Raw genomic sequence first — 21379 nt, forward strand, 5'->3', positions numbered from 1 at the left:
GCCTGGAAAGGGGCGCAATGCGCGAGTTCGACAGGCGCATGCGGAAGATCAGGGATGGCTACGTGGCCGCCCTTGATCGAATCCCGGCCCAGCCGGTGGTGAACGAGCAGTACACCTACCGTCTCGACCAGGCCCTTCTTTCCGCGATCTTCGCCGACACCAACCTGATGGTCGACGAGATCCTGCAAGAAGGCGGAGAGCGTGACCTCTGGTTCTTCGAGTCCTACGTCGGGGTTGCCTACATCCGCGGGACTGCGCAGACCCACGCCAACCTGGCGCAGCAGTCGCCGGCGTATCGCGCTGGCCGGGAGTCACTGGATGTGCTCCTCCGATCCGACGCCTACCGCGCGCGCATGGCGCTGCTTCGCGCTCGGGAGTTCGAGGAAATGAAGGGGCTGTCGGGCCGGGTCAAGGCCGACATGGCGCGCATCCTCGCCGAAGGCATGGGGCGCGGGAAGAATCCCCGCGAGATTGCGCGGGACCTGACTGCCCAGACCGGCATCGAGGCGCGTCGAGGTCATCGCATCGCCCGCACTGAGGTCACTACCGCACTCCGAAGGGCTCGCTGGGACGAGAAAGACGCTGCTGAGGCCGACTACGGCGTTCAGTCGAAGCTGATGCATATGTCGGCCCTGTCCCCCAGCACCAGGGCAACCCATGCGGCCAGGCACGCCAGGCTCTACACCTCGGACGAGGTGAGGGACTGGTACAGCCGAGACGGAAACTCGATCAACTGCAAGTGCAGCCAGGTCGAGGTACTGGTCGATGACGAAGGGAAGCCGGTGGTCCCGGCCATCGTCGAGCGCGCGCGCCGCAACTACCAAGTCATGAAAGCCAAAGGGCGCGGGCCCTGGGCGAAAGAGGATTGAGCCATGCCCATGCAGGTCAACATCACCACCCAGGTCAACAGCGCCAGCATTCGGCGTGAGACACACAACGGGCGCGAACATCTGGTTCTGCCGAGCTACACCCTGCCGGCCGGCGTGATCATGAACGGTGGTCTCTACACCGCCGAGCAGATCGACAAGCACTACCCAGGCCTGGAGGGAACGCTGGCGCCGCTCGGGCACCCGATGGTCAATGGGAAGTTCGTATCGGCGTTCTCGCCCGAAGGGATCAACGTTGGCCACGTCGGCGCCTGGAACCGTAACGTGAAGAAGTCCGGCAACCGGGTCTACATGGAGAAGTGGATCGACGTCGAGTTCGCCAAGTCCACGGAAGGCGGACGCGAACTGCTGCAGCGCGTCGAAGCATTGGAGAAGGGTGAGGACGTCCCGCCGATCCATACCAGCGTGGCCGCCTTCCTGAATCGCGTGGAGCCGAACGAAAGCCAGCGGGCACAAGGCGCCGATTGGGTAGCGGACATCCAGAGCATGGATCACGACGCGATCCTGCTGCACGAAGTGGGGGCGGCCACCCCGGAGCAGGGTGTAGGTCTCATGGTCAACGCCGACCAAGCTGTCCCGCTGCAGCCGAACTCCGGCGCCCTGGTGGGTGAATCCTACCGGGAGCGCGAGCAGCGCCTCGACCGCGCAGCAAAGGAGCGCTTCGCCTCCGGGCCTGACCAGTATGCATGGGTTGCCGATTTCACAGACTCCCAGGCAGTAATCAGCCGGAGCGGCGGCATTACCGAGGTTTACGGTTACAAGGTTGAGGCGGGGAAGATCGTTTTCGACGAATCCGGCCAGCCCGTTGTTCGGCAAGAGTCCTGGGTCGCCATGGTCGCCAACAGCATCAAGAACATTTTCACAAATCGTCAGGCCCGGCCTGATCAACCTGAGAAGGAGGGCGACATGCCCCTGACCACCGAAGAAAAGGCCGAGCTCGTGAAGGAAATCGGCGCCAACACCTCCAACTCCATCAAGGAGCTGGCGGATACCATCATCAAGCCCCTGGTCGAGAAGGTCGACGGCCTGGCCGCCAACCACAAGGTCCTGGCCGAAACCCTGACCGCCAATCAGCGTGCCGAAGAAGACAGCATGCGCGAAGCGGTCAAGGCTAAGTTCGGCGAGGTCATCGCCAACAGCCTTTCCGGCGATGCGCTCAAGGAGATGTTCAAGCAGTGCGGCGAATCCACACCTCTGGGCGCCAACGCCGCCACCGACAAAGGCGGTCTCACCGCCGATATTGCCAATCTGCCTAAGGAGTAAGCCATGTCTCGCTATCGTCGCGTGAACATCGATGGAAAGTCGCTGTTCAAGACCGAAACCCGCAAGACCGCTGCGGAACTCCTGCCCGGCACGTTCGCCGTGATCAATGGCAGCGACCTGTTCGCCCAGGCAAGCGCAAGCGTTGGCCGCCTCTACGTCATCGACTGCGCTCACCACGAAGGCCTCAACATCCGCGATGCGGTTCCCGTCGGCCATTCGGCCGTGGGCAACTACGTCGAAGAGGGTCGCGAGCTCGCCGTGCTGTGCCCGGCCGGCACCTACAAGAAGGACACGCCGATCAAACTCGGCACTAGCGGCCAGGGTGCCATCGCGTCGAGCGATACCGACACGGTCCTCGGGTACAGCCAGGACGATGCAGTCATCGCCTCCGGCGAAACCGACTTCATCCGCATCCGCTTCCGTGTCGGCAGTGTCGCCGCCCCGGCGCCCTAATAGGAGTACGGACACATGTTCCTCACCCAGCAAGCAATCGCCGCCCATCCCCGCCTGATGGGCCATTTCCAGGAGTTGCAGGCCAACCGCAACATCTGGAACAACCAGAACGCCGCGATGATCACCCACCATCGTGGCGCCATGACCCCCGAAATGCTGGCCTGCAACGCGCTCGCCGGCCTGGGTCGTGAGTTCTGGGCTGAAGTAGACGCCCAGATCATCCAGTACCGCAACCAGGAAACCGGCATGGAGATCGTCAACGACCTCCTGCAGGTGCAAACCGTCCTGCCAATCGGCAAGACTGCCAAGCTCTATAACGTGGTTGGCGATATCGCCGATGACGTATCCGTGAGCATCGATGGCCAGGCCCCGTACTCCTTCGACCACACCGAGTACAACTCGGACGGCGACCCGATCCCGGTATTCACCGCCGGCTACGGTGTCAACTGGCGCCATGCCGCCGGCATGAGCACCGTCGGTATCGACCTGGTTCTGGACTCACAGGCCGCGAAGCTCCGTAAGTTCAACAAGCGTATCGTTGCCTACACCCTCGACGGCGACAACAACATTCAGGTCGAGAACTACCCGGCTCAGGGCCTGCGCAACCACCGCAACACCGTCAAGGTCAACCTGGGCTCCGGCGCCGGCGGCGCGAACATCGACTTGACCACTGCCACCCAGGAGCAACTGGCTGCGTTCTTCACCACCGGCGCTTTCGGCCAGGCCGCCCGCAACAACAAGGTCGATGCCTATGATGTGCTGTGGGTGTCCCCGGAAATCTGGGGCAACATGAACCGCCCGGCAACCGTAGCAATCGGTGGCAGCACGATCCTGAGCGGCGGCACTGTTTTGCAGTTGATCACCCCGTTCATCCCGGCGCGCGAGGTTCGCCAGACCTTCGCCCTGTCGGGCAACGAGTTCTTGGGCTACCAGCGCCGCCGCGATGTGGTGACCCCGCTGGTTGGCATGGCGACCGGCGTTGTCCCGCTGCCGCGCCCGCTGCCGCAGGTCAACTACAACTTCCAGATCATGAGCGCCATGGGCATCCAGGTGAAAAAGGACGACGAAGGTCTGTCCGGCGTGATCTACGGCGCCAACCTGGCGTAAGGAGAGCAACATGCCCAAGTACGAGGTGATCAAACCCTGGAACGGCGTTTCCAAGGGCCAGGTGCTGGAACTCGACTCTCTGGCTTCGGCGCTCCTGCCGAACGTGCGCGAGATTGGCGCACTCAAGAACGGAAGCCTGACCTTGGACGTTTCGGCCCAGGTCGACGAAGCGGCCAAGCGAGCTCTCGCCGAAGCGCAGGCATCCGTCGACGCCATGATCGTTGACGCCAAGGCTCAGGCCGAAGGCATCATCGCCGCAGCCAACGCGGAAGCAGCGAAGATCCTGGATCAGGCCAAGGCCCAGGCCGGTACCCTGACGCCGGCGATCCCGGACGGCAGCGAGCGCCGGGAGCTGATCAAGGCGCGTCTGAAGGAGCTGAAGATCGAGTTCGATGGCCGCCAGGGAGAGGAAGCGCTTGCCGCCCTGCTGCCGGAGGGCGAGCTGGCGAAGCTGTTCCCGGCCAAGTGATCGGTGCGTGATGAGAGGCCGCCTACGGGCGGCTTCGTCGTTTCTGGCCCCAGCAATGGGGCCTTCTTATTCCAGGAATCGGACATGATCACAGTTGAGCAGGCCCGGCAATACCTGCAGAGCCAGGGAATCGACAATGTGCCCGATTTCATCCTCGATGCGTGGATCGAGCAGTTGCAGCAGATCCAGGAATGCCTAGATGCCCATTACTCGGCATCGACCGCGCTGCTGATTCAAGCCTATCTTCTTGCACTGTTCGCCCTGGCCCAGGCCGACAAGTACATCAGCAGCCAAACCGCCCCATCCGGGGCTTCCCGATCCTTCCGCTATCAGGCCTTTGCTGACCGCTGGAAGGCGCAGTTGGCTCTGCTGAATGCCCTGGACAAGCACGGATGTGCGACGGGGCTGATCCCGCCGAACCCAACCCAGACCGCCCATGGTGGGCTTTGGATCGCGCGCGGCGGCTGCATGTGTGGTGACCCATGAGTAATACAGCGAATTGGAGCTACGCCAACACAGCTACCATCCGTCCGTTCCTGCATATAGACCTCTCCACCCAGGAAACTGTTTACGGGCCAGAGTTCGAGATTGCATGCACTTGGGTCGCGAAAGGTGAGCAGGTTCGCGACAACAACGGCGCCGAGTTCGTATCGCGCCACCAGATCTACACAGAGGACCGCCGGCCGAAGTACTTAGACCTGATCCAGTTCGACGGCTCCAATGGATGGGAAGAGGTCCGCTCGGTGACGAACTGGGATATGTCGTTCTTTGGTGAAGAGCCTGATTTCCTCTTGGTGACCTGATATGCCAGCGAAAGGTATTGAGCAAGTGCGGCGCCGGATGCGCATGGCGGTGAATGGGATATCTGGGCCGGTAACCGAGCGCGCCGTTTACGAGATTCTTAGCCAGGGCGCGGCCATGTCCCAAACTATGACCCCGGTTGACACTTCGAACCTGATCAATAGCCAAACTGCCCCGCAGATCAGCCACAGCGCAAACGGGATTGAGGGGACTATTGGCTACACAGCCGAATACGCGGCTGCCGTTCATGAGGCTCCTGGGAAATTGGCTGGTCAGCCCAGGGATGAAAACGACCCAAGTCGCGGAGACTTCTGGGATCCCAACGCTGAGCCAGGATTCCTAGAAAAAGGCTTTGACGAAATAGCCTCAAGCATCCCAGCCATCCTGCGCAGGAACTACCGCGTATGAATCCGTTCGATGCCTTTCTTGACTGGATAAAGGCGGCTCTGGGCGAGGGATACCAATACAGCCGGGGGATGTGGGTGGATAACTCCACATTGGACGACGCGTTTATCGCGGTTATTCAGCAAGCTGGAGGCTCACCCACTGTCGTAGATGTTCGTCGCCAGCGCTTCAAGGTGATCCTTCTGGGCCCGAAGGCTAAGCGAAAACATGTCGCAGATGTTGGGAATGCCATCGAAATCCTAGCGCAAACAGCGCTTGGAAGCAGCGTTCCATGCGGGGCTGCATACGTCAGAGCGATCGGGGAACCTGTAGGCCCCGGGTACACCACAGAAAACCGGGCTTGGTACAGCCTGGATCTCGAAGTTCTTTTTTAACCAGGAGGCCAGCACATGGCTTGCAAACAGCAAAAATTCCCCGGAAAGATGGTGGTGTTGCGCTACTTCATCGGCTGCCCCGAAGTGCTCCCACAGGAAATTGACTGGAATACCTTGGGGTCTTTGCGTACCAAGGATTACACCATCGAATGGGATACGGCGGACGGCACTGACGGGGACTCGGTTGGCTCTATCCGGGAAAACGTTGCAACGTTCATGGGGGTAACCCTTAGTGGCGATGGCACCGCTCACGCAACAGGGCCCGGCGCAGAGGCCGTAATCGAATTGGAGAAACATGTCTCCAACCCGGCTGCCACTGGCGGCCAGCCATGTGCCTGGTTCCAGATCATCGACCCACGCGTCACCCGCACCGTTTACATGCTGATCAATAGCTTCAGCCCGCTGTCTGCCCCGTTCGATGACGTAACGACCTGGAGCTTCGAAGCGGGAGCGTCCGCATCCCCGTTCGGCCTGATTGTTGAGGACACGCCGGATGCCGACGCACCAGACCCTGTTAGCATTCAGGTGGTGCCTGAAAGCCTTTCGCTGACTGTTGGCGAAGGCTTCAACTTCGAAGGGGTGGTGCTCCCAGTTGGAGCGCCGCAAGGTCTTCGCTGGTCGTCCAGCGCCCCCGAGGTTGTAGCGGTCAACGCGGTAACTGGCGAAGTTTCCGCGCTGTCGGCTGGCTCTGCGACCATCACAGCTTCGTCTAGCGTTCTACCTGTCGTAACCACTACCGCGTCGATCACTGTCGCGCCGCTTGTTCAGGGGATAACCGTTTCGCCCACTACGGTATCCATCGCTGAAGGGGCAACTCAGCAACTAACCGCTACTGTCTCGCCTTCCGGCGCTGCTACTGGGCTGGTATACGAGAGCGCCAACCCGGCGGTGGCCACTGTTAGTGCGTCTGGCCTGGTCACAGGCGTTGATGCTGGCTCCACCACGGTAAAAATCACCAGCGCCGCTCGTCCGTCAGTGAGCGTGACAGTCCCTGTGACTATCACTGAGCCGTGATCCTCACCGACATCGGTGAAATTGGCGTTCACACGGCCGCAGGGCAGTACATCCTGCGGCCGTCTTTGTATGCCATGACTCAGATCGGTACGCCGGCCGAGATCGTCGATGTTTTTGCAAGGGTTATGGGTGAGGCGTTTACCCCAAGGCAACAGGACGATCAGCTGGCTGACGCGCTGCACGTGGTGAAATCCTGCTCTGAAGATGATCTGTCGGCGGTCTTTGGTGAGTACGACGAACTCCTCAGGTATCGGCCAGGCATTGCCCCTGTAGACCATCTATTACCTCTTGCAAGGTGCTTGATGAAGCATGGAGTTACGGGTTCTTTGCCGCCACTCCCTAGACAGAACGACGATGAGTCGAACTATACGGGCGAGTTCGTTGCTCGTGATCACGTCGCCATTGCCATAGCCCACCTCGGCCTCACTGAGCGAGAAGCATGGCAGATGACAATGACCGGCCTGGTATCAGCACTGCGCGCCAAATATCCACCATCAGCATCGAATGCGCCCGGCGCCAAGGCCCCGAGCGCAGCCCAGCACGCTGAAACCATGGCCTGGTTTGAGAAGGTCGAGGCGAAGAAAAAAGCGAGGGCTAGAGGAGCCAAGTAATGTCCCAGAATGTCGGAAGCATCGTTTACACCGTGGAGGCCGACACCTCCAATCTGGTTAATAGCTCTACTGCTTCCGATAGAGCTCTGGACAATCTTCAGCGGTCCTTCGGCAAAACCGATCGAGCTGCTAAGAAGACAGAGCAGTCTACCGAAAAGGCCGCAAAAGGCATTGGAAGCGTCGGTGATTCCGCAGGATCCGCTGGCAAGTCAGTCGGAGGTTTGACCGCCAAGCTAACCCCGCTTGCTTCGGCAATCGCCGGGGTTATCACGGTTCAGACGCTTGCCGCCTGGGGGAAAATCGCCGAGCAGTTCACGCTGCTGCGGTCTCGCATCAATAGGCTTTCCCCCGATCTACAAGCCGCCTCACAGAACTACCAGCAGCTTCTCAATATTGCCTCGTCTACCGGGCAAAGCATGCCGCAGACGGTCAAGCTCTGGGAGGCGCTAACAAGCAGCTTAAAGTCCCTTGGCGCAACGAATGACCAAGTTCTTCAGCTGACGTCGACACTCCAGAAAATCGGCAAGATTGGTGGCAGCAGCGCAGACGAAACCGCAAATGCTCTGAGGCAGTTAGGTCAATCGCTGGCTGGGGGGACGCTGCGGGCGGAAGAGTACAACAGCATTGTCGAGCAAACGCCAGAGCTTATCAGGCAACTGGCGGCAGCAGCCGATATGTCTATGGGTGATTTCCGCCAAGCCATGCTGGACGGGAAGGTTTCCGCAGAAATGCTGTTTGACCTCCTGCAAAAACGTACGGTCGATGTTGATAACGAGTTCCGCAAGCTTCCCCGTAGCGCTTCAGATGCCGGGAACGCTGTATCTGTCGCGTTTGGTGCGGCTCTGGCAAAAATCGACGAGGCTCTTGGCGCAAGCACGAAGCTTGCCCGCGCACTAGACGAGCTTGCTTTCGGGGTGGCAAAAGCGGCTGGCAATGCTACCGCCATGGACAATCTAAATGCCAAGTTTCGCGACCTTGAAGATTTGCAAAGGGAGCTGGCTAGGCAAAACGATTCTTGGCTACCCAATAAGCGCCAGATAGCCGATCTTGAAAAGCGCATCCGCTCAACCAAGGATGAGATTGCGAAGATGCAGGCGGCCATGGCGCCGACGAAAACCATATCCACCCCTAAAGAGGCTGCCACCACTACTGACGACGGTCAGAAGGTCATTCAATCTCTAGCCGAACAAAATCAGCAACTGCGAGCCCAGGGCATTGAGCGAGCCAAGATCATTGCGCTGCAGAAGCTTGGAGCTGCCGCGACGCAGAAAGAGAAGGATGCCGCAGTAGCTCTTGCCATAGAAAATTACAACCTCCAGGAATCGGAACGTGCACGGCAAAAATCCGAGCAGGAGCGAATTGCAGCGGCAAGCAAAGCTCAATCTCAAGCTGCGCAAGAGCGGAGGAAGGAAGAGACTGAAAGACAGCAGCAGATCGAGAACGAACGAAAAGGTATCGAGCAAAACCAGAAGGTTTTCGCTAGCTTAGGTCAACAACTTGCCGAAGTTGGGAAAACAGCCAGGGAGGTTGCTCAGGATCAGGCGCAACTTAGCCTTAATCAGTATGCGACACCGGAACAGGTGGAGCAGGTCAGGGCGCTTGCGGCTGCGCTTTACGATGCGAATCAGGCCCAGACTAGCAAGCAACTGCTGGGCCAGATGGACCCTATTGCCGCAGAGCAGCAGAATTTCGAAACCCAGCTGGAAAGCCTTAGAAAGCTGAACGAAGCGAAGCTCCTTGAGGATCAACGTTACCTGGAGCTCAAATCCCAAGCTGAGCAGCAGCACGACGAGCGAATGAAGCAGCTCGAGGAGGAGCGCTTCCGTAGGCAGTCGCGTGGCAATGAGCTTCTTATGGCTAGCCTTGACCAGCTTCAGGCAGCCGGAGCTTCAGCAACGGTTGGTTTGATAACCGGGGCCTCGAATGGCGAGCAAGCAATGCAGGCCCTCGCCGGCGCCATTCTGAATGAGGTTGTAGGATCATTCTGGCAAATGGGTATTGCCCAGGTGAAAGCATGGGTAATGGGGCAAGCAGCCCAGGCTGCAGCCGGCGCCGCATATGCCGCTTCTGTTGCCGGACAGGTAACGACCAATACCGCACTCGCCGCTCAAGCTGCATTCGCCAGCACGGCAGCAATTCCTATCGTTGGCCCAGCTCTTGCGCCGGCCGCCGCAGCGACGGCGGCCTCTGCGGCAGCCGCTCTTGGTCAGCCAGCGCTAGCAGCCAGCGCATTGGCTGGAGCTCGCCAGTATGGCGGCCCGGTAAGAGCTGGCGGGCTTTATCGGATCAACGAGAACGGTGCTCCTGAGGTCTACCAAGCGGCAAATGGACGTCAGTACATGCTTCCTAATACTCGAGGCGAGGTCATCAGCAACCGCGATGCAACAGGACAGGCCAAGGAGTCTGTAAAGGTCGAGGTCCACCTGCATCAAGATCCCGCTCGCGCAGGCCAAGTTCAACAGCAACAGGGTCCCGATGGGTCCGTAATGGTAAGCGCATGGGTCGCCAACCTAATGGGAGATGGCGAGGTTGATCAGGCGCTTCGAAGCAAGTACGCACTGGAGCCGGTAGGTAGATGATCAAATATCCAGAGCAGCTACCAGCTATTTTGCTGTCAGGCTATTCGATTGGGCAGGTTGAGTCTGTCATAAGGACTCCAATGGAGTCTGGCCGCATGCGGGTTCGACTGAACTTCTCGGATGTTCCGGAGTTCCCGCAGGGCAGCGTGTTGATGACCTCAAGCGAAGCTGCATTTTTCAGAGGTTGGTTTAAGAGATCTCTGAATGATGGAGTCGAGTGGTTTTCGTGCCGGCTGAAAATGCCAGAAGTGATGAAGGGTACGTCAGAGTACGAATGCCGGTTCGCCCAAAAGTACGAGTGCCGGCTGGTTCCTCCGGACAGGTATGAATTTACGTTCGTTCTGGAGCTGAAGGAGCAGTCATTGATCCAGCCCGGCTGGGAAGAGTTCCCGCAGTTCTGGTTCATGATGAACATCATCGACATGGCCCTGGACAGGGAGTGGCCGGAGTTCACATTCGATTTCCCGACTTACGCCGCCGCAATGGCGGATATTCGCAGCTTGCGCGACGGCACAAGAATCAGCGTAGAAACCGACGAAACGCAAGGTGGCAAGCACTCTGCCTATCTCGTTGTGCGCGCCGACTCTCCTTCTCTTTCTCTCGACTTCCTGAGCCAGACATATGGCATCGGAAACTCTGCGGACTATTTGAATCTGGTGATGGTTTATGGAAACTAAAAGCTTCTCTGAGATTATCACCTTCACCCGTGCGACAACGGGCACGTGGCTGAATCCGGCTACAGGGCTACTGGAGGTTGCTGCGGTTGATGCCCCGAGAGTCGAAAGCAAAGGGCTTTTGTTTGAGGCGCAGAGAACCAATCTTCTAGCTCGGTCAAACGATTTTGCCAACTCCTACTGGGCCAAGGGCAATGCATCTATCGCCAGTAGCGCAGAGCTGGGTCCAAGCGGCGAACCTGTAGTCAAGCTTGTCGAGAACAAGGCAAATACCACTCACCTCGTGAGATCCACAAATATGGTGGTTTCCGGTGGAACCACATATTGCCGGTCTGTTTTTGCAAAATCTGTTGGGGAGAACAGAGAGCTATATATCGAGACGGATACGTTTGGCTCTTGGGCTAACTCAGGATCGGCCAGATTCGATTTGGATAGCGGGACCATCGTTGCTCAATCTGCCGGCCTTGATGGTGTCGGCATCGAGGCGTGGCCAAATGGATGGTATCGATGCTGGCTTTCGGCGACCACCATTCCTGGCGTTCCTCCGGTTGCATTTGATGTGCAGTTAAGTTCTGGCGGTGCGACATACGCCGGAGATGGAAGCTCGGGAATATTGATTTTTGGCGCTCAATTCGAGGCCGGCCATGGGCCAAGCTCTTACATTCCTACCGTGTCGGCTCAGGCCACTAGAGCTAGTGATTTGGCATATGTCTTGGCCGAAAATTGGCTTAATGATGGTGAGGGTACGCTGCTGGCAGAGGTATCTCACCAGTCCTTCAGCCTTCCTGCTTCGGCATCCCTGGGAACTGCATTTGGTCTTGGCAACATAATGCTATTCACTCGCGATAGTGATAGGCGAGCAGGTGGAAGGATTTACAGGGATGCCGGCACAATCGCATATTCAATTGTGATAGCCAACTCCCCAGTGCTTTCGGCTGGGGAGGTTTTTAAGCACGCGCTTGCCTATGCGCCTGGCGAATCACAATTCTCTACAGCAGGAATTGTATCTAGCCTCGGAGCGCCTGATGAGACGCCAACCATTGATCGCCTGAATTTAGGCACTCGAGCCAGCAATATCGTCAGCTCGCATATGGTTGGGCACATCCGCCGCATTCAATACTTCCCATATCGCCTTTCCGCAGTACAACTCCAGGCGCTAACCACATGATCGATTATTACCTCCGTTCAGAGGATGCCGAGACCATGCGCTTGGCGCTCGACGCCTTGCCGCTCGAAGGCGTGACCATTGATGAGATCGGCATCAGATATGAGGTGGTCAGCGAGGAAGAAGTTGTTGAGCTCGAAGGCTATTACGCCAATGTGCGCAGCACTGAGCCCGTCGACTGGCCCGAGGGCATTGAGCTGATGAGCCCTGAAACCCCTTGGCGGGTATTCGCATAGGGGAACCCATGACAATTCTCGAAGACACCTACCGTGAGGCGATAGCTTCTGGCGGTAAGGAGGCGTTCGTCCGCACGCTGGAGATTACGTGCCCAGCATGGGATGCGCCGGTCCTTATCTGCAACGGATTCAAGGACCGGATCTGCGGCACCGAGGACGGGCGCCTGCTGACCTTCATCGCCGCCAACATTGGCATCGCGCTTCCGCAGAAGAACAACAAGGGTAATCAGGCTTTGGCCTTTGCCGTGGACAACACCACAGGGGAGGTGCAGAGGCGTGCAGACGAGGCCCTGGATGCAAATGCCAGAATCACCGCCACCTACCGCGTCTACCTCGCCAGCGATCTGTCGGCCCCCTGTGAGAAGCCCTATCGCATGTCCGTCGACAGCGACTCATTCGAGCAGAACCAGGCCACTTTGCAGTGCGGGTTCTTCGATCTGATCGGCACCGCCTGGCCTCGCGCCCTGTACACCACGAACTTCGTGCCGGGCCTCAAGTACCTCTAAGGGTATCCCGTATGGAATGGATCAACACGTACCTGTCATGCAGGTACGAGGATGGCGCTCGCGGCCCCGAAAGGTATGACTGCTGGGGCTTGGTCAGGGAGGTGCGCCACCTTCACCTTGGCAAACGCCTGCTGCCAAGCTGGGGCCATGTACGCAACACCGACCCGCGGGAGTTTACCCGTGCATACCGCGCTGAGGCGGTGCACATGGAGGTATGCCAGCCGGAGCATGGCGCTATCGCTGCGGTCATGCGTGGCCACATCTGTGTCCACGTCGCCCTGGTCATCGAGTCTGGTGGCCGGCTGAAAGTGCTCGAAATAAACCCATCCCGTGGCGCACGCTGCCTCCCGCTCTCCCAGTGGCAGCGCGATCACAACACCGTCATCTATTACCGAGATCGAGAATGATCGAAGTCTATCCCAACAAGCTCGCTGCCGGGCCTGCCGAGTCGTACCCGGTCGAAAAGCGGCAGAGCGTTCTCGACTGGTTCCGCGCTGATGGGTTGCCGGATGAAGTCGAGCCGGCCGCGTTGCCGCTGAGCGTATTCGTCAATGGCGAGCGGGCGCTGCCGACTCAATGGGCGACGATCGAGTTCGGCCCAGAGGACAAGGTAGAAATCTACCGGGAGCCAAAGGGCACTGACCCGTTCTCGATCACCCTGGCGCTCGTATTCGGCGCCAAGGCAGTGCTGGGCGCGCTGATGCCCAAGATGCCGTCCCTGAACAGCGGGGGCAACACGAAGCGCGGCAACGACCTTGGCCTGGCCACGGTCAAGGGCAACCAGGTCAAGCTGAACTCGGTGATTCGCGAGATCGCCGGGCGGCAGCGTCCGTATCCCGACTACGCGCTGCCGCCGAATCGATATTTCGACGACCCTCGCTCCCAGTGGATCGAGATGCTGCTGTGCGTTGGGCGCGGCAAATACGACATCCCAGTCAGCAGCATTCTGATCGGCGACACGCCGGTCATATCCCTGGGGGACGATGCCGAGTTCCAGATTTACGGGCCAGGCGCAGACCTCTCGAGCGAATCGGCGGCTAAGTGGTGGCACTCGGCGCCAGAAGTCGGCGCCACATCCACCGGTACCGCCGGTATCGAGCTGAAGGCCACCTATGCCGTAACCCCGGTGCCCACGGCTCAGTCCTTCCAGTTCGCCGGCTACACAATCACCGTTCCCACCGGCGCCGGTCAGTTTCCTGATGGCTGGGCGTCCGGAATGATCGTGCGGGTTGAAGTTGGCTACCCGTACGACGTGATCGACGGCGGGGCAGGGCGGGACATCATCCGTGGCAACCTCGACCAGGTGGCGCCATACGTTGGCATGCCGATCGAGATCGTGGGCGCCAACGCCGGCAACTACGTGGTGGCCAGCTACACGCCTGGCGTGGGATCTGCTCCAGATGAGATGACTCTCGACTGGCAGGGCGGCGGCCCTGTAACCGGCTTGCAGACCGGCACCGCGCTACAGATGGGCATCGGCTTCCGCGGCCTGCGCTATCGCATCACTGCGGCCAGCACGGCGGCTATCAGCGTCGAGCGGATCAATGCCGATGGTGATCCTGATCTGACCTGGCCAGGGTTCGACGCCCTGACCACCTCTGCGGCGGTGCTGCGCCTGGATGGATCGACTCAAGAGGGCGACTGGTCGGGGCCGTTCCCCGCCTGCCCGGCCGGGACCACCACCAGCCGCATCGCCTGGGATATTTTCTTCCCGCAAGGTCTTGTGCATGTGGGCGGGAAGGGCGACCTGAACAACCTATCCGTCACCGTCGAGATGCAGTACCGCGACATCAGCACAGCGGGCGCCTGGACTTCGTTCAAGAAGACCTACACGGCGATGACGCTGGACCAACTCGGGTACACCGAGTACATGGACATCCCTGGCAACATCCGGCCTGAGGCTCGGATGCGGCGCATCGGCGCCAAGTCCACCAGCACCCAGGACGCCAACACCGTGCAGTGGTATGGACTGCGAGCGAACCTGCCGGCCCCGACGCGCTACGAAGGCGTGACGATGCTGGCCCTGCGCGTAAAAGGCGGTAACCGGATCGCCTCTCAGTCTGAGAGCCAGGTGTCGGTCATTGCCACCCGCATCCTGCGCACTCGTCGCAACGGGGCATGGACTGCCGAGGAGCCAACCCGTGACATTGCTGCATGGATTGGCTACATCGCGCAGAGCGTCGGCTACTCGGTCGAAGATGGAAACTCCGACATCGACCTGGCCGAACTGGATCGCCTTCAGGCCATCTGGACCGCGAGGGGCGACCATTACGACCGCATGATCGACTCGGCCAGCACGGTCAAAGCCTGCATGATCGAGGCGCTACAGGCCGGGTTTGCCGAGCTGACGATCGACCGAGGCCTCATCCGCCCAGTGCGCGACGAGCCGCGCGGCCCGGACTTCGATCACATCTACAACCCCCAGGTCATGACTAAGCCGCTCAAGCGCGAGGCTGAGCATGTCACGGAAGATGACTTCGACGGGGTTGATGTCGAGTACACGGACGGCACGACGTGGCAGATCGAGACGGTGGAGTGCCGCCTGCCAGGTGATCTCGGTCTCAGGACCGAGAAGATCAAGGTAGAGGGCGTCACAGATCGCACCAGGGCCTGGCGGATCGGCATGCGCCGGCGCCGCCAGCAGGTCTACCAGCGCAAGCGCTACAGCTTCTCCACGGAGCTTGACGCGCTCAACAGCGGGTACCTGGATTATGCGCTGCTCGGCGATAGCACCCCAGGCTACGGCCAGAGCGCGATGCTCAAGGGCTACGCGCAACTGGGCAGTCAGCACATGCTGGTTTCGTCTGAGCGCCTGAACTGGTCCGCCGGCGGGGAGCATTGGGTCGCGCTGCGCCGCCGAGATGGCAGCGCATCCGGCCCCTATATCGCCACCCGCATCGATGACTACCGGATGACCATTCCGACCCTGGACTTCGTTCCAATCCTGGACAGCGCCATGGATGCGCCAGTCCTGCAGTTCGGCCCAAAAGCCAAGTTCTGCTACCCAGCCCTGATCAAGGAAGTGAACCCAAGTGGAACCGTGAGCTGCAACGTCACGGCAGTGAACTACGACGCCCGCGTCTACCTCGACGACGACAACTTCCCGCCGGCATGACCGGAACCCTATCGAGCATTCCCGCCACCGCGCGGGATTTTTTATGCCCGGAGAAACTATGCGCTACAACACCATGAACCCGGTAGACCCGGATGGTTCCAGCGATCCGCGCGACCTTTACGACAACGCAGCGAATCTTGATATCGCCGTCAACGGGGATGCGCCTTCCTGGACCGATCGCCTCGGCAAAGAGCGCAAGTCCTGGGCCGGTATCGAGCAGGATTCGTATGCGTTCCTTGCGAACTCGGGCTTCGAGCTACCGCCTCTGGAGTACGTGGACGGCGTGCCGCTTACCGTTGATCGGCCGACTCAACTGATCGAACGGGACGGAAACCTGTACGGCGTCAAGCTTCCAGCAAGCTTTCCTGTCAGCCTGACTGGTACGTGGGCGACGGATGAGGGCGTCCTTGTCTCGCGGGTTGATGCCGCCCTGCGGCAGGATCTAGCTGATTCGGTTGATTCGAATAAAGGATCCCTGATGCTTGGGCGCGGGGTAGTGTCCGTCGGCTCAATTAGTGAACTTCAAGGCCTTACTGGTCGCTCCGACCTCAGGTACCTAGTTAAGGGCTACTATCAGGGATCGGCTGCGGGAGGAGGTGAGTTCGCATGGAGCTCTACGACTCCGCGATCCAGTCATAATGGCGGGAGCGTAATCAGCCCAACCGTTCCTTGGTCTGGAAGCCAAGCAGATATCGCAGGATTCTTGTCTGGCACTGGAGAGACTAATCCGGGTGGGAATGGATGCTGGGTGAAGATTGCTCGATCCATGTCCCCGCATGATTTTGGAGCAATTGGCGATGACTCTGCTGATGATTATGCCGCCGTTCGATCTACGCTTCTGAGCGGCATGCATATCACATGGGGTAATTCCACATATAGGTTCGCGACCCCAATCATTGAGTCAATCAGCAATAGGATTTCGTGGATTTCTGACGGAGCAACTTTAAGGTATGACGGTAGCGATGTTGAGAGCTGCTTGAAGATAACATTGTCTGGGGCAATGTCTCATGCTCTGACTGGACAGATAACGCTGAACGCCAATAATAAGAGCCATACCGGATGGAGGATCGAGAGCCCTGAAAGCGGAGCTGCTGCGAGCTCTCCGTCCATCGCCATGACCGGTGTGTCCGCTCGGAATGTGCGTCGCCACACTTTGGAACTCTCCCATGGTGATGGGATTTTGATTATGGGTGGGTTCCATAGGATTTACATGCTTAGACCTGATGTACGCACGGTTCGCGTTGCGGCGGGCGCAGAAATTCCAAGTATGTATGGAGCATTCGGAATCACCGTGACGCGTAGCGCAAGCGGGGAGACTAAGTATCTCGATATAGTTGACCCGTATGTTGAGGATATCCAGGCTGAAGACCCAACAAACCGCCTAGACCAAGATGGGATACGCATCCTTAGCTCAATCACGTCTGCCACTGAGGCGGTTCATAACGTCTATGGAGGCGTGGTAAAGAACGCTAGAAATCGTTCCGTTAAACACCAGGGCATGAATGGGTCGGTAGTAGGTCTAAGAATTCTCAAGCAGGCATCCGTTGTTGATCCTGGCGGTTATGGTGTTGCTCCATCAGACTGGGATGTTGAAGCTCAGAACTCCGGCATAACTATACGCGACATTTGCTTTCGGTATGATGGGTTCGGGAGCCGGGGTGTTGCGCGGTGGGTTGGAAACAACGTATCTGGCCGGTCCGCGGCGAACGGGGTGATCTCTGGAATTAGAGGGGAGATCATCAATACATCTATATTCGGCATCGCAAGTGTTACAGACCTTAGTGGGAATAGTATTTCGGCTTCCATTTCGGACGTAAACGTTCTAGGACCGTCTGACTACATCATTCAGCATATTGCCACCGGAGGCGGCACTCCAACGATCAGTATCAGCAACGTTGCTGCCCAGCCAACGGTTGCTGGTGTTCAAGAGGTTGGCGTTCCGCTCGGGTATATCCTCGCATCAAATGTTACCAATACTGGCGGCGGAAGCGTTCCACTGATGAATGCTACCTCAAGCGGAAATGACAGAAGACTGAGTGCGGTTAACTGTGTAGGATTTGTTGATTCTCCGTCAGTGTCCAGTGCGTCAAACCTGGTTGCTAACGCAGGAGCCATCCAGGTCGCTCCGTCAGGCGCAGGGGATGGAGGCGGAATAGCCTTGGTATCATGCGGTTTTGATAGGGCGGCAACTTGCCTATTGGCATTCGATTCATCGGGTGCAACAATTTTGCAACAAACCGCAACGAGGTTCGTGGCAGGAGGAACCACTGAGCCTGGAACTGGTGATTTTAGGGTTTATGTAAGTGGCGGGAAGCTTACCGTAAGAAATAGATTTGGATCATCTAGGCGCATAACTATTCAATTAATTGGATGAGTGATCATGTGGATAGGCGCGGATTTCCGCGCCTATAAACATTTCTTACGGGATGAATATCTCAGCCGTTCCGGTGATAACCTTCTTTCCCTTTACAGTGCATGTGGTATCAAAAAATACACGTCGTTTGATAGTGTCGACAGAGGACACCGTTACTGTGGCTGTCACGGTGTCGTCTATGTAAACCGGCCTAAGAAAAGAAAGGTTTTGCGATACATACACGCAGCCAGGACCCGGGAAGCGAGTCCCAAATATTGCGGAAAAGAATCCTGCAGACATTAGCCCATGAGCAATTCTCTTTTTGAATCTGGAGTTTTCCGCGTATTCCCTGTTTACGTGTACCGGGTTGTGGTCTCCACTTATTCCAGCAAATGCCTTAATGTCTGCATCTGTTATGGTCTGCGAGTAACTTGCAGACATTCCAGGCTCTATTGACTCAATTGGAATGCTACCAAAGTCCATATCAGCCCCCAAGACCTTTTCTACCCAATGGTTTGGCTGGATTTCCAACAACGGTTGCCCCTGCTGGAACGCTCTTTGTCACAACGGCACCCATTCCAACCACTGCGCCTTCTCCAATGACTATAGGCCTGTCAGGAGTGCCTTGTTTAATTATGGCCCCAGTCCCTATGTAAGCATGGTTTTCAATAATTACATTACCGTTGCATTTAACTCCGGGGGCAAAAGTCACGAAGTCTCCTATAATGCAGTCATGAGCTACGTATGAGTAAATGTTTGAGTGGAAGAATTGTCCTATTTTTACGTTTGATGTTATTGTTGTGTATGGACATAGGATTGCCCCCTTGCCAATGTCGATCTCATCCAGCATAGTGGCGTTGTGCGCCTGGATGCGGAATGGTTTTGCATCGGTATTTGACATTTCTCTATATATTTTCTCTCTGACTTTTCCGCTGCCAATTGCCACATTGAAGTATCTTTCTTCGGCGCTTACTGACAGAAACTCTTCTGTAGAAAGAACATCATATCCATTGATATTGTTAATAGATATGCCGTCGTCTACAAATACAAGCTTAAATGCATCATTTATCGACATTCCAAGGCTTCGAGTCGCTACCGGCATAACTTCTCGTCCGAATCCACCGGCCCCAACAATTCCAAAAAGCAGCATTTTCAATCCTCATTCTGTTGTTATAAGAAATAATCTAGCAATTCACGTGCATCTATCGATTTCTGCAGTGATGATGCCATACAGCAGGTGATCTTAGGCATCCCCGAATTTGACCTGAGCCTACCAGCACCCAAGACGAAACCCAACGCCCGTCTAGCACGGGCTTCTTTATGCCTGGAGAAAACCCATGGCCCGAATTTCTACTGCCGACGCCGGCGGCCCGAACGTGCTCGCCTTTCTGGACATGCTGGCCTGGTCCGAAGGCACGTCGACAATCAAGGCCAGCGACGACGGCTACAACGTGCTGGTCGGTGGCAAGCTGTTCAGCGACTACAGCAAGCACCCGCGTGTGCTGGTGCCGCTGCCGCGCTACGGGATCAGCAGCACCGCCGCTGGCCGGTACCAGTTCCTGGCTCGAACCTGGGATGCCATCGTGAAGAACTACGGCTTCAAAGGTCGGTTCATTCCCGAGGCCCAGGACCTGGCCTCGATCAAGCTGCTGGCTGAGTGCGGTGCGCTGCCCTTGATCAAGGCTGGCCGGATCAAGGACGCGATCGCCAAGGCGGCGCCGATCTGGGCCAGTTTGCCTGGGGCTGGGTATGGGCAGCGGGAGCACAAGCTGGCCGCGCTGCTTGGCATCTACGAAGCCGAGCGTGCCGCCGAGGTGCAGCCCGAGGATCAACTGCTGGCGATGTTCTGTGCCTGCGGTGGGGAGATGGCGGCGTGACCTGGCTGAGGCTGGTTTCGGCCTGGGCCTGGTGGCTGGCAGCGCTGCTGGCTGTCGCAGCGGTCCAGCAGTATCGGGTTGTGGTCGCCAATGGCGAAACAGCCATCGCCCGCGGCGAAACCGCAGTTGCACGTGCAGAGCTGGCTGGTTACCGCCTGGAGGTATCAGAGCGCGACCGCCGCGCCGCCGCCCAGGCCAGAACAGAAGAACAGCGCCGCCAAGCCGTGGCGGATGAGGAGGGGGAGGATGCACGAAAGAAACTGGAAGTGGCCCAAGGTCGCACCGCTGCTGCTGAGTCTGCTGCTGACGGCCTGCGCGGGCAAATCGCCCGACTGCGGGATGGTCACCGAGCCACCTGCGATACCATCGCTGCCCAGCAGCGCGAGGCAGGAACCTCTGCCGTCGTGGTGCTCGGGGGATTGCTTGAAGAGTCTGACCGAATGGCGGGCAGCTGCGCAGCAGCGCTTGAGCGGAGTCGAATAGCAGGGCTGGCGTGCGAGGCGACCTATAATGGTCTCACCAAGTGAGCGGAGCAGGGCGGTGGATAAGCGGACCTTCATTGGCATGGTAGAGGCAGGCGAACCGCTGATTCAGCAGGCTATCGACGCGATGCGCGAGTATCATCAAGCCCAAGAACGAGGCGCGCCGGCGGATGAGGTGGAGCGTCTGCGTCTTCTGGCTGAGTCGCTGTTTCAGGTGGTATCCGATTACCAGCTTCGGGTAATCGCCAAGGCCCGGGGCAAGGAATTGCCGCCCCTTCACTGAAGCGGCTTTATCAGTTCGGCGCCCTGGTTGCGCACATTGCCAACGGCAGTGCCCACCCGGTACCACTCGAAGGCATCCGCCGGCTCGCCCAGGTTCATCACCAGTTGTTCTGCATGCTCACTGGGCATGCCGGCCGCGATCCATTCGTATGCCAGTTCGGGCGACAGCACGACAGGCCGGCGGTCGTGCACGTCCACCATCCCGCCTTGGGCATCGGCAGTGATGATCACGAACCCGTCGTGCTCGTTGCCAGCGAACTGGCCGATGCTGGCGCACAGGGCAGGGCGCCCATCCCGACGCCGGATGTAGTAGGGCTGCTTCTTCGGCCCGCCTTCATCGACCCACTCGTACCACCCGTCGATGGGTGTTATCGCTCGATGCGGCCAGATCGCCCGGAAGAATGGGCCATGGGCGACTTTCTCAACCCTGGCGTTGATCGGCGCCGCGCGGTCTTTCGCCCAGTGCGGTCGCCACCCCCACTTCACCAGGTCCGCCCGCAGGCCTGCGTCATCCACTCGCAGCACCGCCACCGGTGTTGTAGGTGCGACATTGTATCGAGCCAATGGCTGGTCGCCGACGTTGTTCCGCCAGACCTCGGGCATGCTCAGGGTCTCAACGAACTCGTGTACGCCCCGGTATTGGCTCAACCTTCCGCACATGCATAGCCCTCCCACCTGATAAGCATAGTCCGCCGAGTGGTACTGGCGTGCCTGCGTTTCTTGATG

25 protein-coding genes are annotated in these 21379 nt (G+C 58.5%); 22 read left to right on the forward strand and 3 right to left on the reverse strand.

The features are described from left to right. Positions 1-17: 17 nt before the first annotated feature. The 19 genes from ACDI39_RS01030 to ACDI39_RS01120 all read left to right on the forward strand — a co-directional run bounded on the left by ACDI39_RS01030 (position 18) and on the right by ACDI39_RS01120 (position 18033). Positions 18-869 carry a phage minor head protein gene (locus ACDI39_RS01030; RefSeq protein WP_486537291.1) on the forward strand — a complete coding sequence of 284 codons (852 nt, stop codon included), beginning with the start codon at positions 18-20 and terminating at the stop codon, positions 867-869. A 3-nt stretch (positions 870-872) separates the two neighbouring features. Next, positions 873-2150 (forward strand): hypothetical protein, encoded by a 1278-nt coding sequence (locus ACDI39_RS01035; RefSeq protein WP_486537292.1) that lies wholly within the window; start codon positions 873-875, stop codon positions 2148-2150. A gap of 3 nt (positions 2151-2153) precedes the next feature. Next, entirely contained in the window at positions 2154-2603 is a 450-nt protein-coding gene (locus tag ACDI39_RS01040; protein WP_203448257.1) for a gp53 minor capsid family protein, read from the forward strand. A gap of 15 nt (positions 2604-2618) precedes the next feature. Further along, complete coding sequence (locus ACDI39_RS01045) at positions 2619-3710, forward strand: major capsid protein (RefSeq protein ID WP_486537293.1); 1092 nt, start codon at positions 2619-2621, stop codon at positions 3708-3710. A gap of 10 nt (positions 3711-3720) precedes the next feature. Beyond that, positions 3721-4179 carry a DivIVA domain-containing protein gene (locus ACDI39_RS01050; RefSeq protein WP_033992179.1) on the forward strand — a complete coding sequence of 153 codons (459 nt, stop codon included), beginning with the start codon at positions 3721-3723 and terminating at the stop codon, positions 4177-4179. Positions 4180-4263: 84 nt separating this feature from the next. Next, positions 4264-4665, forward strand: a complete 402-nt coding sequence (locus ACDI39_RS01055) for a DUF7370 family protein (RefSeq protein WP_486537294.1) — start codon at positions 4264-4266, stop codon at positions 4663-4665. Continuing rightward, a complete protein-coding gene (locus ACDI39_RS01060; RefSeq protein ID WP_486537295.1) occupies positions 4662-4982 on the forward strand; it encodes a hypothetical protein in 321 nt (106 codons plus the stop codon). The genes ACDI39_RS01055 and ACDI39_RS01060 overlap by 4 nt, the downstream gene beginning before the upstream one ends. 1 nt (position 4983) lies before the next feature. After that, positions 4984-5388, forward strand: a complete 405-nt coding sequence (locus ACDI39_RS01065) for a hypothetical protein (protein WP_486537296.1) — start codon at positions 4984-4986, stop codon at positions 5386-5388. Then, positions 5385-5759, forward strand: a complete 375-nt coding sequence (locus ACDI39_RS01070) for a phage tail termination protein (RefSeq protein WP_486537297.1) — start codon at positions 5385-5387, stop codon at positions 5757-5759. The genes ACDI39_RS01065 and ACDI39_RS01070 overlap by 4 nt, the downstream gene beginning before the upstream one ends. 15 nt (positions 5760-5774) lie before the next feature. Beyond that, complete coding sequence (locus tag ACDI39_RS01075; RefSeq protein ID WP_486537298.1) at positions 5775-6773, forward strand: phage tail protein; 999 nt, start codon at positions 5775-5777, stop codon at positions 6771-6773. Next, positions 6770-7384, forward strand: coding sequence for a DUF6246 family protein (locus ACDI39_RS01080; protein ID WP_486537299.1), 615 nt, complete (start codon positions 6770-6772; stop codon positions 7382-7384). Before ACDI39_RS01075 ends, ACDI39_RS01080 begins: the two co-directional genes overlap by 4 nt. Beyond that, positions 7384-9963, forward strand: a complete 2580-nt coding sequence (locus tag ACDI39_RS01085) for a tape measure protein (RefSeq protein ID WP_486537300.1) — start codon at positions 7384-7386, stop codon at positions 9961-9963. Before ACDI39_RS01080 ends, ACDI39_RS01085 begins: the two co-directional genes overlap by 1 nt. Beyond that, positions 9960-10640 (forward strand): hypothetical protein, encoded by a 681-nt coding sequence (locus tag ACDI39_RS01090; protein ID WP_486537301.1) that lies wholly within the window; start codon positions 9960-9962, stop codon positions 10638-10640. The genes ACDI39_RS01085 and ACDI39_RS01090 overlap by 4 nt, the downstream gene beginning before the upstream one ends. After that, positions 10630-11805, forward strand: coding sequence for a phage head spike fiber domain-containing protein (locus ACDI39_RS01095; RefSeq protein ID WP_486537302.1), 1176 nt, complete (start codon positions 10630-10632; stop codon positions 11803-11805). The genes ACDI39_RS01090 and ACDI39_RS01095 overlap by 11 nt, the downstream gene beginning before the upstream one ends. Further along, positions 11802-12038 carry a hypothetical protein gene (locus ACDI39_RS01100; RefSeq protein WP_486537303.1) on the forward strand — a complete coding sequence of 79 codons (237 nt, stop codon included), beginning with the start codon at positions 11802-11804 and terminating at the stop codon, positions 12036-12038. Before ACDI39_RS01095 ends, ACDI39_RS01100 begins: the two co-directional genes overlap by 4 nt. A gap of 8 nt (positions 12039-12046) precedes the next feature. Next, positions 12047-12544, forward strand: coding sequence for a DUF1833 family protein (locus ACDI39_RS01105; protein ID WP_486537304.1), 498 nt, complete (start codon positions 12047-12049; stop codon positions 12542-12544). A gap of 11 nt (positions 12545-12555) precedes the next feature. After that, positions 12556-12951, forward strand: a complete 396-nt coding sequence (locus ACDI39_RS01110) for a hypothetical protein (protein ID WP_486537305.1) — start codon at positions 12556-12558, stop codon at positions 12949-12951. After that, the gene (locus ACDI39_RS01115) at positions 12948-15659 is read left to right on the forward strand and encodes a host specificity factor TipJ family phage tail protein (RefSeq protein ID WP_486537306.1); all 2712 of its coding nucleotides are present in this window, start codon (positions 12948-12950) and stop codon (positions 15657-15659) included. Before ACDI39_RS01110 ends, ACDI39_RS01115 begins: the two co-directional genes overlap by 4 nt. A gap of 58 nt (positions 15660-15717) precedes the next feature. Further along, positions 15718-18033, forward strand: coding sequence for a hypothetical protein (locus ACDI39_RS01120; protein ID WP_486537307.1), 2316 nt, complete (start codon positions 15718-15720; stop codon positions 18031-18033). A gap of 45 nt (positions 18034-18078) precedes the next feature. Here the strand turns inward: ACDI39_RS01120 and ACDI39_RS01125 are convergent, their stop codons facing one another. Further along, on the reverse strand, positions 18079-18546 hold the full coding sequence (locus tag ACDI39_RS01125) for a MaoC family dehydratase (RefSeq protein ID WP_486537308.1): 468 nt from the start codon (positions 18544-18546) through the stop codon (positions 18079-18081). Next, positions 18497-19162, reverse strand: a complete 666-nt coding sequence (locus ACDI39_RS01130) for an acetyltransferase (RefSeq protein WP_486537309.1) — start codon at positions 19160-19162, stop codon at positions 18497-18499. Before ACDI39_RS01130 ends, ACDI39_RS01125 begins: the two co-directional genes overlap by 50 nt. A 187-nt stretch (positions 19163-19349) precedes the next feature. Between ACDI39_RS01130 and ACDI39_RS01135 the strand changes: the two genes are divergently transcribed. Genes ACDI39_RS01135 through ACDI39_RS01145 form a run of 3 tightly spaced genes read left to right on the forward strand, consistent with a single transcriptional unit; the run spans position 19350 to position 20654 of the window. Then, positions 19350-19889, forward strand: a complete 540-nt coding sequence (locus ACDI39_RS01135) for a glycoside hydrolase family 24 protein (protein WP_486537310.1) — start codon at positions 19350-19352, stop codon at positions 19887-19889. After that, positions 19886-20416 (forward strand): DUF2514 family protein, encoded by a 531-nt coding sequence (locus tag ACDI39_RS01140; RefSeq protein ID WP_486537311.1) that lies wholly within the window; start codon positions 19886-19888, stop codon positions 20414-20416. The genes ACDI39_RS01135 and ACDI39_RS01140 overlap by 4 nt, the downstream gene beginning before the upstream one ends. A 13-nt stretch (positions 20417-20429) precedes the next feature. Next, positions 20430-20654, forward strand: a complete 225-nt coding sequence (locus ACDI39_RS01145; RefSeq protein ID WP_253168299.1) for a hypothetical protein — start codon at positions 20430-20432, stop codon at positions 20652-20654. On the opposite strand, the gene ACDI39_RS01150 is transcribed toward ACDI39_RS01145, so the two are convergent. Then, the gene (locus ACDI39_RS01150) at positions 20648-21313 is read right to left on the reverse strand and encodes an SOS response-associated peptidase (protein WP_253168300.1); all 666 of its coding nucleotides are present in this window, start codon (positions 21311-21313) and stop codon (positions 20648-20650) included. The two genes, ACDI39_RS01145 and ACDI39_RS01150, sit on opposite strands and share 7 nt — an antisense overlap. Positions 21314-21379 lie beyond the last annotated feature (66 nt).

Source organism: Pseudomonas sp. Tun-23181, assembly GCF_057415455.1.